14 protein-coding genes are annotated in these 12830 nt (G+C 71.6%); 6 read left to right on the forward strand and 8 right to left on the reverse strand.

What is annotated here, in order from left to right; all coding sequences use genetic code 11:
• Positions 1–271: 271 nt before the first annotated feature.
• The gene (locus ABZX22_RS32760) at positions 272–646 is read right to left on the reverse strand and encodes an FKBP-type peptidyl-prolyl cis-trans isomerase (RefSeq protein WP_354916613.1); all 375 of its coding nucleotides are present in this window, start codon (positions 644–646) and stop codon (positions 272–274) included.
• Between the two features lie 121 nt (positions 647–767).
• Between ABZX22_RS32760 and ABZX22_RS32765 the strand changes: the two genes are divergently transcribed.
• Positions 768–1307, forward strand: coding sequence for an SDR family oxidoreductase (locus ABZX22_RS32765; protein ID WP_354916615.1), 540 nt, complete (start codon positions 768–770; stop codon positions 1305–1307).
• Here the strand turns inward: ABZX22_RS32765 and ABZX22_RS32770 are convergent.
• Positions 1271–2710, reverse strand: a complete 1440-nt coding sequence (locus tag ABZX22_RS32770; RefSeq protein WP_354916618.1) for a GuaB1 family IMP dehydrogenase-related protein — start codon at positions 2708–2710, stop codon at positions 1271–1273. The genes ABZX22_RS32765 and ABZX22_RS32770 overlap by 37 nt on opposite strands.
• A 134-nt stretch (positions 2711–2844) precedes the next feature.
• Between ABZX22_RS32770 and ABZX22_RS32775 the strand changes: the two genes are divergently transcribed.
• Positions 2845–3297: an effector binding domain-containing protein gene (locus ABZX22_RS32775; RefSeq protein WP_354916621.1), complete on the forward strand. Its 453-nt coding sequence runs from the start codon at positions 2845–2847 to the stop codon at positions 3295–3297.
• Between the two features lie 22 nt (positions 3298–3319).
• Here the strand turns inward: ABZX22_RS32775 and ABZX22_RS32780 are convergent, their stop codons facing one another.
• The 5 genes from ABZX22_RS32780 to ABZX22_RS32800 all read right to left on the reverse strand — a co-directional run bounded on the left by ABZX22_RS32780 (position 3320) and on the right by ABZX22_RS32800 (position 6268).
• Entirely contained in the window at positions 3320–3844 is a 525-nt protein-coding gene (locus tag ABZX22_RS32780; RefSeq protein ID WP_354916624.1) for a hypothetical protein, read from the reverse strand.
• Positions 3841–4035, reverse strand: a complete 195-nt coding sequence (locus tag ABZX22_RS32785; protein WP_354916703.1) for a helix-turn-helix transcriptional regulator — start codon at positions 4033–4035, stop codon at positions 3841–3843. Before ABZX22_RS32785 ends, ABZX22_RS32780 begins: the two co-directional genes overlap by 4 nt.
• Positions 4036–4077: 42 nt before the next feature.
• The gene (locus ABZX22_RS32790; protein ID WP_354916627.1) at positions 4078–4848 is read right to left on the reverse strand and encodes an ABC transporter permease; all 771 of its coding nucleotides are present in this window, start codon (positions 4846–4848) and stop codon (positions 4078–4080) included.
• A complete protein-coding gene (locus ABZX22_RS32795) occupies positions 4845–5669 on the reverse strand; it encodes an ABC transporter ATP-binding protein (RefSeq protein ID WP_354916630.1) in 825 nt (274 codons plus the stop codon). Before ABZX22_RS32795 ends, ABZX22_RS32790 begins: the two co-directional genes overlap by 4 nt.
• A 68-nt stretch (positions 5670–5737) precedes the next feature.
• Complete coding sequence (locus ABZX22_RS32800; RefSeq protein WP_354916633.1) at positions 5738–6268, reverse strand: TetR/AcrR family transcriptional regulator; 531 nt, start codon at positions 6266–6268, stop codon at positions 5738–5740.
• 66 nt (positions 6269–6334) lie between these two features.
• Between ABZX22_RS32800 and ABZX22_RS32805 the strand changes: the two genes are divergently transcribed.
• Entirely contained in the window at positions 6335–7561 is a 1227-nt protein-coding gene (locus ABZX22_RS32805; RefSeq protein ID WP_354916636.1) for an FAD-dependent monooxygenase, read from the forward strand.
• Here ABZX22_RS32805 and ABZX22_RS32810 read toward each other — a convergent pair.
• Entirely contained in the window at positions 7536–8636 is a 1101-nt protein-coding gene (locus tag ABZX22_RS32810; protein ID WP_354916639.1) for a CaiB/BaiF CoA-transferase family protein, read from the reverse strand. The genes ABZX22_RS32805 and ABZX22_RS32810 overlap by 26 nt on opposite strands.
• A 116-nt stretch (positions 8637–8752) precedes the next feature.
• Between ABZX22_RS32810 and ABZX22_RS32815 the strand changes: the two genes are divergently transcribed.
• The 3 genes from ABZX22_RS32815 to ABZX22_RS32825 all read left to right on the forward strand — a co-directional run bounded on the left by ABZX22_RS32815 (position 8753) and on the right by ABZX22_RS32825 (position 12828).
• Positions 8753–10270, forward strand: a complete 1518-nt coding sequence (locus ABZX22_RS32815) for a protein kinase (RefSeq protein WP_354916642.1) — start codon at positions 8753–8755, stop codon at positions 10268–10270.
• An 82-nt stretch (positions 10271–10352) separates the two neighbouring features.
• Entirely contained in the window at positions 10353–11321 is a 969-nt protein-coding gene (locus ABZX22_RS32820) for an NAD(P)-dependent oxidoreductase (protein WP_354916645.1), read from the forward strand.
• Between the two features lie 157 nt (positions 11322–11478).
• A complete protein-coding gene (locus ABZX22_RS32825; protein ID WP_354916706.1) occupies positions 11479–12828 on the forward strand; it encodes an FAD-binding oxidoreductase in 1350 nt (449 codons plus the stop codon).
• Positions 12829–12830 lie beyond the last annotated feature (2 nt).

The raw sequence follows: 12830 nt of genomic DNA on the forward strand, positions 1-12830 counted from the left end.
CCTCGTCGCCGCCCGGGCCGACCGCTCCGGGCGGATGGCGGAGGTGCTTCCCGGCGGCAAGCCGGGCGGCGCGGGGCGGTGGATGCGGGGTGCAGCCGTGGTGGCTCAGGCGCAGGGGGCCGGCGGGTGCGGCGCGGCGGGAGCGCGCCTTTGCCGGGACCGCCGGGCGGGGAACCGGCGTGGTCGGTGCGCGGGTGCAGCGAAGAAGGAGGTTACGCGCGCAGGAGAGGGTGGTGGGGTACGGCGGGCCGTACCCCACGCATGCTCGGGGTCAGCGCACGCCGAGCAGGTCGACGACGAAGATGAGCGTCTCGCCCGGCTTGATGCGGGCGCCGGCGCCGCGGTTGCCGTAGCCGAGGTGCGGCGGGATGACGAGCTTGCGCCGTCCGCCGACCTTCATGCCCGCCACGCCCTGGTCCCAGCCCGCGATGACGCGCCCGCCACCCAGCGGGAACTCGAACGGCGTGCCGCGGTTCCACGACGCGTCGAACTCCTCACCGGAGGAGAAGGCCACGCCGACGTAGTGCACCTGGACGGTGTGTCCAGACTTGGCCTCGGGGCCGTCCCCCTCGACGATGTCGACGATCTCCAGGTCGGCAGGCGGGTTGCCCTCCGGGAAGTCGATCTCCGGCTTCTCGAGTGCCACGATGTTCTCCTTGATGGATGTCTGATTGACCCACCGACTCTATGGCAGCGAGCGGCGCACCCTGGCGGTGACGCCGGCGGGGCCTTCGACGGACGTGCCGGTTCCGTGGTGAACTGATCGCATGGCCACGTCGCTGAGCGGACGAGTCGCGGTGATCATCGGCGCGGCGAAGGATGTCGCGGAGACGGCCGTGGCGGCGGGCGCCACCGTCGTCGTGGGCGTCCGCTCGCCGGGTGACAGGCCGGCCGCCGACCTGGTGCTGACGCTGGACCCGGGCGATCCGATGGCGCTGAACGTGCTCGCGACGGCCGTCGAGGAACGCTACGGCCGTATCGACCTGCTGGTGGCCGCCGCGACGGGAGCGACGCAGGCGCCCTTCGAGTCGGTCTCCGCCAGCGCGGAGCGCGATCTCGTCGAGGCGAACTTCACCGGCGTCACCGGGGTGATCAGGCGGTTGCTGCCGCTGATGGGCCGCGGTTCGTCGATCGTCGTGCTGGTGCCGGAGCAGGCCCGCCACGCTCTCGACGCCGCCATGCGGGCGGCGGTCGAGAGCCTGTGCGCGGCGCTGGCGGTGGAGCTGGCTCCGCGCGGCGTCGCCGTCAGCGCCGTCACGGAGCCCGCCGCCTACCAGCTCTGGTGCAGCGGCATGCCTTCGGTGTAGCCGGACGAGCTCTGGATGCCGACGACGGCCCGCTCGTGGAACTCCTCCAGCGTCGAGGCGCCCGCGTAGGTGCACGCGGAGCGCAGGCCCGCCACGATGGCGTCGATCTGGTCCTCGACGCTGGGGCGCTGCTGGTCGAGGTACATGCGGGAGGTGGAGATGCCCTCCTCGAACAGCGCCTTGCGGGCCCGCTCGAACGGGCTGTCCTCGGCGGTGCGCAGCCGTACGGCCCGCGCGGAGGCCATCCCGAAGTTCTCCTTGTACTTGCGGCCGTCGGCGTCGGTGCGAGCGTCGCCGGGCGACTCGTAGGTGCCGGCGAACCAGGAGCCGATCATGACGTTCGCCGCGCCGGCGGCCAGGGCGAGGGCCACGTCGCGCGGGTGCCGTACCCCTCCGTCGGCCCAGACGTGCCGGCCCAGGCGGCGGGCCTCGGCGGCGCACTCGAGCACGGCGGAGAACTGCGGCCGGCCCACGCCGGTCATCATCCGGGTGGTGCACATCGCGCCGGGGCCGACGCCCACCTTGAGGATGTCGGCGCCGGCCTCGACCAGGTCGCGCACACCCTCGGCCGTCACCACGTTGCCCGCGGCGACGGGCACGCCGGGCTCGAGCGCCCTGACGGCGCGCAGCGCGGAGATCATCTTCTCCTGGTGGCCGTGCGCGGTGTCGACGACGAGGCAGTCGACGCCCGCGTCGAGCAGTTCCTTGGCCTTGGCGGCCACGTCGCCGTTGACGCCGACGGCGGCCGCGACGCGCAGCCTGCCCTGGGCGTCGACCGCGGGCTGGTAGAGGGTGGCGCGCAGCGCGCCGGTGCGGGTCAGGATGCCGACCAGGCGGCCGGAGCCGTCGACGACGGGCGCCAGGCGGTGGCGGCCCTCGTGCAGCATGTCGAACGCCTCGCGCGGGTCGAGCCCCGCCGGCAGCGTGAGCGGCTGCGCCGACATCACCTGCGAGAGCTGGGTGAACATGTCGACGCCGTGGCAGTCGGCCTCGGTGACGACGCCCACCGGGCGGTTGTCCCAGTCGACGATGATGACCGCGCCGTGCGCCCGCTTCGGCAGCAGCGCCAGCGCCTCGCCGACGGTGTCGTGCGGGGTGAGGGTGATCGGGGTGTCGTGCACCAGGTCGCGCTTCTTGACCCAGTCGACGACGTCGGCGACCACGTCGATCGGGATGTCCTGTGGGATGACCGTGAGGCCGCCCCTGCGGGCGACGGTCTCGGCCATGCGACGGCCGGCCACCGCCGTCATGTTCGCGACCACGAGGGGCAGGGTGGTGCCCGTGCCGTCGTTGGTCGACAGGTCGACCGCGAGCCTGGAGCCGATCGAGGACCGCGACGGGACCATGAACACGTCGCTGTAGGTCAGGTCGTATGCCGGCTCGAGTCCGTTGAGAAACTTCACGTTCGTCCATCCTACTTGCCGGAACCGGACATCCACGCGGGTGCAGAAGGAGCGCGGCTGCTGGTCACCCAGGGTCTTTCCCCCTTTCGATGGCCATATGATCTGCGGGACGGATCTGGGGGATGGAGGACGCGTTGGACATCGTTGAGCGGTCCGAACTGCTGGTGGTGGGGCTGGCCGTACGCACCACGAACGCCGACGAGATGGACCCGTCGAGGGCGAGGCTGCCGGCGGTGTGGCAGCGGGCGGGTGCGCCGGGGGCTTTCGCGCACGTGCCGGGCCGGCTGGACGAGAACCTGTACGCGGTGCTGACCGACTACGAGAGCGACCACCACGGCGCGTACACGCAGATCGTCGGGGTTGGTGTCAGGACCGTTCCACGACTGCCCGAGGGCATGGTCGCGGTGCGGGTGCCGGCGGGGCAGTCGCTGAAGGTGGAGGCCAGAGGGCCGATGCCGCAGGCGATCATCGAGGCGTGGCAGCGGGTGTGGAAGCACACCGAGTCGGGCGGCACGCCCTCCAGGTCGTTCACCACCGACCTGGAGGTGCACCACCCGGCGGGCGCCGATCTCTACATCGCGGTCTGACCCGCCGGCGGGCGCCGCGGGGTCATTCGTCGTCGTCGGGCGGGTCCGTGGCCTGCCACGCGGCGACGAGCAGCGGGGTCGTGTAATGCGTCACGAACAGCGTCAGCGCCAGCGGCGCCAGCAGGGCCACGGGCACGGTGAAGGTGAGCCGGCCGCCCTCGAAGCTCCAGAGGTTGGCCAGGACGAGCAGCGAGCCGAGCACCAGGCTGGTCGCCCGGTGCGCGGAGGTGAAGGCCCTGCGCCGCTCGGCCAGCTGCCGCTCGTCGAGGAAGCGTTCGGGCAGGTAGAGCACACCCCTGGTGCCCGCGTGGAGCCAGCCGGTCACCGGCAGCCCCGCCAGCAGGCTGATGCCGAACATCGACAGGTAGACGTTGCGGGCCAGGTCGCTCGGCGCGTAGCGGGCGATCACCACCAGCCCCGCCCACAGCAGCATCAGGGCGGCCACCGCGACGGCGACCAGGCGGCGCCGGGCGGGCCTGGTGGCCCACAGTCGGCCGGCGGGCATGTTCTCCAGGCGTTCGCGACGCTTCTCCCACGTGTCCATCACGACCCCAGCCTGGCGAACGGACGGAGCGAGAAGACGACTTCCACCGGCACCTCGAAATACTCGGCGATTCTCAGGGCGAGGAACAGCGAGGGACTGTACTCGCCCCGCTCCAGGTAGCCGACCGTCTGGTAGTGGACGCCGAGGGCCGCTGCCAGGTCCTTGCGGGAGATCCCGCGCTCGGCCCTGAGCATCGGGATCCTGTTGTAGACGACCTCGTTCGACACCGGGAATCCTCACCTGCGGGTGACCCTGCGCAACAGCCACGGTGCCAGCACCATACCGGCCAGCGCCCACGCGCCCATCACCGTCGCCGCGGTCCCGAGCTCCCACGTGCCGTGCAGTTCGCCCGCCGCCGAGTCGAAGAAGGCCGCCCGCAGCCCGTGGGCCTGCCAGTAGAGCGGGAAGGCCTGGCCGATCCACTGCACCGCCTCCGGCATCATCCGCAGCGGGACCATCACGCCCGACGCGAGCATCAGCAGCATGGTCGGCAGCCCGATGACCGCCGCCGCGGTCTTCGCGCTCGGCAGCATGGCGCCGATCGCCGTGCCGAGCGGGACCACGGCCAGCGTGCCGAGCGGGAGCACCCACAGCAGCGTCAGCCAGTCGGAGGGCGCGCGCAGGCCGCCGAAGGCGGCCCCGAGGGCCATCATGGCCGCCGAGTGCCCCGCGATGTGCAGCAGGAGCGAGAACGCCCTGCCGGTCACGTACACCGGCATGCCCTTCGGGATCGCGCGCAGCCGCAGCAGCGCCCCCTCCTCCCTGTCGGCGGCGATCAGCATCGGCAGCGACATGGTGCCCGCCGAGAACACGGTGAAGGCGATGAAGCCGACCGCCATGAAGGCGCCCATCCCGACCCCGCCGCCGGCGGGGTTGTCGCCGATCCACAGCATCATCAGGACGAACGTCACCATGCCCACGAGCTGGCCGCCCAGCTCCCTGCCGTCCCGCATGATCGAGCCCTGCTCGATGAGGCCACGCCTCACGCCCAGCGCCAACGTGTTCACGCCGCGGTCCTTTCCACCAGGTTGAGGTAGCTCTCTTCGAGGGTCGGGCGCCTGATCTCCAGGCCGGGGACGGGCCCGCCGTACCGCTGGTGCAGCCGCCAGGCCAGCTCGGACGGCTCGGCCGTGTGCTCGGCGCCGTCCCGCCAGCGCACCAGCGAGGGCGCCTGTACGGCATGGGCCAGCTCGGCCGGCGTGCCGAACACCGCGATCCGCCCGTCGACCAGGATGGCGATGCGGTCGGCCAGCTTCTCGGCCTCGGCCAGGTCGTGCGTGGTGAGCACGATCGTCGTGTCGAGGCCGCGGATCAGGTCGTGGAACTCCCTGCGCGCCTCCGGGTCGAAGCCCGTGGTCGGCTCGTCGAGGAAGAGCAGCTCGGGCCTTCCGACGATGCCGAGGGCGACGTCGAGCCTGCGCCGCTGGCCGCCGGACAGCCGGCCGACCTTGGCGGTCGCCTGCCGGCTCAGGCCGAGGGCCCGCAGCAGCTCGCCGGTGTCCCACGGGTCGGGGTAGTGGGCGGCGACGTGGTCGAGCAGCGTGGCGACCCGCCAGCGGGGGTGGTCGCGCCAGTCCTGCAGCACCACGCCCAGCCTGGCCCGCCACGCGTCGCCGCCGCTGGCGGGGTCCTGGCCGAGCACCCGCACCTCGCCGCCCGTGCGGCGCCGGAAGCCTTCGAGGATCTCGACCGTGGTCGTCTTCCCGGCGCCGTTGGGGCCGAGGAGCGCGACCGTCTCCCCGCGTCTCACGTCGAGGTCGACGCCGCGCAGGACCTCGCGCGGGCCGTACGACATCCGCAGCCCGCGGACGCTCACCACAGTACTCATGCTCGCGAATGTAGTAGGTCTACTACATTCGACACAAGCTTTATGACATCGGTGATGCAGCCTGAGGGTCAGAGGCCGAGGGCCGCCATGGCGGAGTCGACGGCGAGCGGGCGCACGACCTCGGCGGGCAGATCGCGGAAGCTCCACGTGCAGTCGGCCAGCCCGCCCAGCGCCACCACGGCCCGCACCTGCGCGGCGAGGGGCGCGTCGACGCCGACGAGCATGGCGCCGAGCCGTTCCCGCCACTCCGACACGATCTCCAGGAGCCCGAGGTCGTTGAGGATCGAGGTCTCGCGCACCGCGACCATGAGGATGTCGCGATGCCTGAAGTGGAAGTCGAAGTAGCCCTCGAGCAGGGACCGGGGCTCGATGTCGGGGCGGGCGGTCGTCTGCTCGAGGAAGACCCTGCCGTCCTCGATCAGCGGCACGATGATGCTGCGAACCAGCTCCTCGCGCGAGGCGAAGTGGTAGTAGAGCGCCGGCTTGGTGATCCCCAGCCGGTCGGCGATCTCCTGGAGGCTGGTCCGCTGCACCCCCTGCGCGATGAACAGCTCTCTGGCCACCTGCTGGATGCGTTCTCTGGTCTTTCCCTGTGCCACGACACCCCAGCTTACTTATCGATCGGTAAACAACTATGCTTACTTATCGATAAGTAAGGAGACCTGATGAAGATCCTGATCTCCGGAGCGAGCGTCTCCGGCCCCGTGCTGGCCTACTGGCTCAGGCGACACGGTTTCACCCCCACCGTCGTCGAGCGGGCGCCCGTCCTGCGCAAGGCGGGCGGCCACGCGGTCGACCTGTTCAAGCCGGCCATGGACATCGTCGAACGCATGGGCGTGGTCCACGCGATCATGGAAAGGAAGACCGGCACCGAGCGGATCACGATGCTCAGGGAGGGTTCCGCCAAGCCGGTGACCATCGAGGTGGCCAGGCTGATGGGCGGCATGTCCGACAGACATGTCGAGATCATGCGCGACGACCTCAGCGAGGTCCTCTACGAGGCGACCAGGGACGACGTGGAGTACGTCTTCGGCGACTCCATCACCTCGATCTCCGACGACGGACAGGTCACCTTCGAGCGCGGCGAGCCGCGCCGCTTCGACCTGGTGATCGGCGCCGACGGCCTGCACTCCAACGTGCGGCGGCTGGTGTTCGGCCCCGAGTCGCGCTACGCGCACTGGCTCGGCGCCTACATCGCGGTCGCCACCATCCCCAACTACCTCGGCCTCAGCGACCGGATGATCGGCCTGCCCACCGTCGACCGCATGATCGGCGTCTACGGCGCCCGCCACATGGACGACGCGCGCGCCTTCTTCTTCCTGCGGCCCGCCGAGCGGCTCGACTACCACTACCGCGACACCGCGCGCCAGAAGGAACTGCTGCGCGCCCACTTCACGGGCCTGGGCTGGGACGAGATGCCCAGGCTGCTCGACGAGGTCGACCGCGCCGAGGTGTTCTACTTCGACTCCATCACCCAGCTGCACATGGAGACCTGGTCGCGAGGCCGCGTCACGCTGGTCGGCGACGCCGCCTACTGCCCGGGACCCGCGGTCGGCGGCAGCACCAGCATCGCGGTCGTGGGCGCCTACATCCTGGCGGGCGAACTGGCGGCGGCGAAGGGCGACCACACCCGCGCCTTCGCCGCCTACGAGCGGGAGATGGCCGACTACGTACGGCGCAGCCGCGAGTTCGCCGTCACCGCCGCCAAGCGCCTCATCCCCACCAGCAGGGCGGGGACGTGGGCGCTGGTCAACGGCGCGCGCCTGGTCACCAGCCTGCCCGTCGCCCTCACCAGGGCGGTCACCAGGCGCAGTGGCGCGAACCTCGGCATGCACGACACCTTCGAGCCGAAGGACTACAGCTTCCTCACGCCAGCACGCCCCCCTGCCTGAGCTTGGCCGCCCGCTCGCCGTCCAGGCCCCAGGCCGTCAGGTCCGCCAGCCTGGTGGCCGGGGCGAGATCCGGTGCCGGCACGCCGACCAGCCGTGGCGCCGGCACCGGCTGGACGACCTCACCCACCCTGGTGAAGGTGCCGCGCGCCGCGTTGTGCGGGTGATCGGGCGCCTCCGCCATGGACAGCACGGGCGAGACGCACGCGTCCGAGCCGGTGAAGACCGCCTCCCACTCCGCCCTCGTCCGCTCCTTGAAGGCCGCCTCCAGTCGCAGCCGCAGCGCGGGCCACTGGGCCGGGTCGTTCCTGTCCGGCAGGTCGCCGAGCCCCGCCTTCTCCACGAACTCCGCCCAGAACTGCGGCTCCAGCGCGCCGAGGGCCATGAAGCCCCCGTCGGCGGTCTCGTAGGTGTCGTAGAACGGGGCTCCCGTGTCCAGCAGGTTGGTGCCGCGCGGCCCCCATCCGGACCGGTAGAACATCGCGAACAGAAGGGCCGCGCCGTCCACCATCGCGGCGTCGACGACCCGGCCCCTGCCGGTCCGCTCGCGCTCGAACAGCGCCAGCAGCACGCCGTAGGCGAGCATGAGGCCGCCGCCGGCGAAGTCGCCGAGGATGTTGATCGGCGGCGTGGGCTTGTCGCCGGCGCGTCCGAGCGTCGACAGCACCCCGGAGATCGCGATGTAGTCGATGTCATGTCCCGCGGTCGCGGCCAGCGGGCCGTCCTGGCCCCAGCCGGTCATGCGGCCGTAGACGAGGCGCTCGTTGATCGCGTGCAGGTCGGCGGGTCCGATGCCCAGGCGCTCGGCGACGCCGGGCCGGAAGACCTCGATGACCACGTCGGCGTGCGCGGCCAGGTCCCTGAACGCCGCCACGCCCTCCGGTGATTTCAGATCGAGCCCGATGGTGCGCTTGCCCCGGTCCATCACGTCCGTGCGCGGCCGGTCGGAGACGGCCGCCACCCTGTCGACGCGCAGCACCTCGGCCCCGTGGTCGGCGAGCATCATCCCGGCGAAGGGCCCGGGCGCCAGCCCGGCCAGCTCCAGCACCTTCACCCCTGCCAGCGGTCCCTGAGTCATGCTCAAGAACTTTATTCGGTACGGCCGCGCGGCGACAGTCCCAGTAAGATCGTCATGCCGCTCGGTCCGACGGACAGACCCGCACGTTTGTCAGGGGTATGGGAAACTTGCGCCTTATGGCTTCGCAATCCGATCAGCTGATCGCCCACCGCTACCGCCTGGCCAGTGAGCTGGGCAGAGGCGGCATGGGCGTGGTCTGGGAGGGCCACGACACGCTGCTCAACCGGTCGATCGCGGTCAAGGAGGTCTTACTCCCGCCCGAGCTGTCCAAGGCCGACAGGGAGCGCCACCTGATGCGCACCGCCCGCGAGGCGCGTACGGCGGCCAGACTCAACCACCCGAGCGTCGTGGCCGTCTATGACGTCGTGGAGGAGGACGGCCGCCCGTGGATCATCATGGAGCTGGTCCGCGCCCCCGGCCTCGACGAGGTCGTGGCCACCCAGGGCGCGCTGCCCGTCCGGGAGGCCGCCGAGGTCGGCCGCCAGGTGCTGTCGGCGCTGAAGGCCGCCCACGAGGTGGGCATCCTGCACCGCGACGTCAAGCCGAGCAACATCCTGCTGTGCGACGACGGCCGCGCGGTCCTGACCGACTTCGGCATCGCCACCGCCGAGGGTGACAGCTCCCTCACCAGGACCGGCATGGTCACCGGATCGCCCGCCTTCCTCGCCCCCGAGCGGGTGCGCGGCCTCGACGACATCGGCCCGCCCTCCGACCTGTGGTCGCTCGGCGCCACCCTCTACGCCGCGCTCACTGGACGCTCGCCGTTCGACCGCGCCGAGCCGATGGCCACCCTCTCGGCGCTGCTGGGGGAGGAGCCCGACTACCGCAGGATCCCGCCCGCCCTGCACCCCGTGCTGAAGGGGCTGCTGAAGAAGGAGCCGGAGGAGCGGCTGACCGCCGCCGAGGCCGACACGCTGCTCCAGCGGATCATCGAGGAGCAGGCCGCCAAGCAGAACCTCGACGACGATGACGACGACCGTCCCGCCCGGCGCGGTCGCCGTACGACGCTGATGGCGGCCGCGGCGGCGGTGCTGGTGGTCACCGTGGGAGCGGGCGCCTACCTGAAGCTCTCCCCGGACGAGGCGCAGGGCAGCGCGCGCGTGCCGCAGGCCGCCGCCACCCGGCCGGTCGCGGCCACGGGCACCCCCGCCCCCTCGGCGACGCCGTCGGCCACCCCCGCCCCCTCCAGGCGGCCGGTCGCGCTCACCCGCCTGTGGACCTCGCCCGACGGCTGGTCGATCCAGCGGCCGACCCGGTGGAAGGGCGCCCGCGCCCAGGCCTACACGCAGTGGACCCGCCCCGACCGCTCCGCCCATCTCGGCGTCGAGGAGCAGTACGCCACGCTCGACCCGCACCAGATCCTGCGCGACGCGGAGGAGAGCATGACCGCGGCCACGGACGTGCGCACTCTGCGCCGCAAGTCCGTGCAGGGCGCGGTGGAGTGGGAGTTCACCTGGACCGCCGCCCCCGGGCACCCGTGGGCGACGGCGGGCCGGCTCTACCACGAGGTACGGCGGGCGACGGTGGCCGGCGACACGGCGTACGTGGTGTCGTGGACGGTCGCCGACGAGCAGTGGCGCCGCTACGGCAGGATGATGCGCCAGGTGATGGGGAGCTTCACCGCGGCGGGCTGACGGGCGGGCCGCCGACTCTGTCCGCGGGTGGGTCGACGGTCAGGTGTGGTCAGGGGGCGGGCCGCGTCCTAGGGTCGGGCCCATGACTCCCTGGAACCTGCTGGCCCTGGCCCCGCTGCCGCCCGAGGTGATAGGCGGCCTGCTCGCCCCGCTCGGCGAGCGCATCACGCTCGTGACCGCGCGCGACAGAGCCGCGATGGACGCCGCGCTCCCCGAGGCGGAGGTCGTGCTCGGCGACTGGAGTGGCACCCTCGCCATGGACGCCGCCGCGGTCGCCGCCGCCCCGCGCCTGGCCTTCGTCCAGCAGCCGTCCGTCGGAGTCGACGGCCACGACCTGGCCGCGCTGTCGGCGGCCGGGGTGCCGCTGGCCAACACCGCGGGTGTCAGCGCCACCGCGGTGGCCGAATGGTGCGTGGGCGCCGCGCTCGCCCTGACCCGCCGCATGGTCGCCGCCGACGCGGCCGTCCGCGCGGGCCGGTGGCCGCAGCTCGACCTCGGCCCGCGCGAACTGTCGGGCTCCCGGGTCGGCATCGTCGGCTACGGCCCGATCGGCGAGCACTGCGCCCGCCTGTTCGCGGCGTTCGGCTGCGAGGTCTCCCACTGGACGCGCACGCCGCGCGCTTCCGGCCACGCCCCGCTCGACGAGGTCGTCGCCACCTCCGACGTGCTGGTCGTGGTGATCGCGCTGTCCGACCAGACGCGCGGGCTCGTCGATCCCGCCGCGATGAAGAAGGGCGCGTTCCTCGTCAACGCCGCCCGAGGCGGCGTGGTCGACCAGCGGGCACTGGCCGCGGCGCTGCGCGAGGGGCACCTGGCGGGCGCGGCGCTGGACGTCTTCGACAGCGAGCCCCTGCCGGACGGCGACCCGCTGCGCGGCCTGGACGGCCTCCTCCTGTCTCCCCACGTCGCGGGCGTCACGCCCCAGTCCACCGTCCGGCTGGTCGCCGCGGTGCTGTCCAACCTGACCGCCGCGCTCGACGGCCGGCCGGTCGCCAACGTGGTCAACGACGCGCCCGCCCGGGTCCGCAGACGCGACGTATCAGGTCAGTAGTGTTTCCGTCGGTTCGCCGTCCGCGTAGGGGTTTCACCTGGGACCCTAGGAAGTTTTCGGGGGTTTAACCACCCCGGCCTGTTCCGAGCTGGATCAGGGAGATACCGTCTTACGGACGATCTCGATCGCAGCTTCTGGGGGTGTTTCTGTGACAACGATGTCGGCCCACCAGCGGGCCGTCGAACAGATCCGGCAGTCCTACGCCGAGATTCCCGAGGGAGCGGCTCCCCGGCTGGCCAAGGCGACCTCCAACCTGTTCAGGTTCCGCGACACGGGCAAGGCCGCCAAGCTGTCGGCCCGCGACCTCGACGAGGTCATCAGCGTCGACCCGGACACGATGACCGCCGAGGTCCAGGGCATGACGACCTACGAGGACCTGGTCGACGCCACCCTGCGCCACGGGCTCATGCCGTACGTCGTCCCGCAGCTGAAGACGATCACCCTCGGGGGCGCCGTCACGGGGCTCGGCATCGAGTCGACCAGCTTCAGGGACGGCCTGCCGCACGAGTCGGTCGAGGAGATGGAGATCCTGACCGGCGACGGCCGCGTCGTGGTCGCTCGCGACGACAACGAGCACCGCGAGCTGTTCCGGGCCTTCCCCAACTCCTACGGCACGCTCGGCTACGCGCTCAGGATCCGCATCAGGCTGAAGAAGGTCCAGCCGTACGTCAGGCTGACGCATCTGCGCTTCACCGACGCGGCCAAGTGCATGCTGGCCATGCAGGAGATCTGCGAGCAGATGGTGCACGACGGCGAGCCGGTCGACTTCGTGGACGGGGTGTTCTTCGACCCCACGGAGATGTACATCACGCTCGGCCGCTTCGCCGAGCGCGCGCCGTACACCTCCGACTACACCGGGATGCGCATCTACTACCAGTCGATCAGGAAGCGCGGCCGCGACTGGCTGACGGTGCGCGACTACCTGTGGCGCTGGGACACCGACTGGTTCTGGTGCTCGCGTGCCTTCGGCGTGCAGCAGCCGCTGGTGCGCTCGCTGATGCCCCGCCGGTGGATGCGCTCCGACGTCTACCGCAAGCTGGTCGCCCTCGACCGCAAGTACGGCGTGGTCGCCAGGGTCGACAGGTGGCGCGGCGCTCCCGTCCAGGAGTCGGTCATCCAGGACGTGGAGACCCCGATCGAGCGGGGCGCGGAGTTCCTGGAGTTCTTCCACGCCAAGGTGGGGATGACCCCGGTCTGGATGTGCCCGCTGCGCTCGTCGAGCGCCTGGCCGCTGTACCCGCTCGAGACGGGCAAGCTCTACGTCAACTTCGGCTTCTGGGGCCTGGTCCCGCTGCCGCGCGGACAGTTCGACGGCTACTACAACCGGCTGATCGAGAACGAGGTGCACCATCTCGACGGCCACAAGTCGCTGTACTCGACCTCGTTCTACGCCCGTGAACAGTTCTGGAAGCTGTACAACGGCGATGCTTACTGGCCGGTCAAGCGGGAATACGACCGGAACGGTCGCCTGCTGGACCTGTACGACAAGTGTGTGCGGGGAAGGTGAGA

The sequence above is a fragment of the Nonomuraea sp. NPDC003804 genome (assembly GCF_040610675.1).
Lineage (GTDB): Bacteria > Actinomycetota > Actinomycetes > Streptosporangiales > Streptosporangiaceae > Nonomuraea.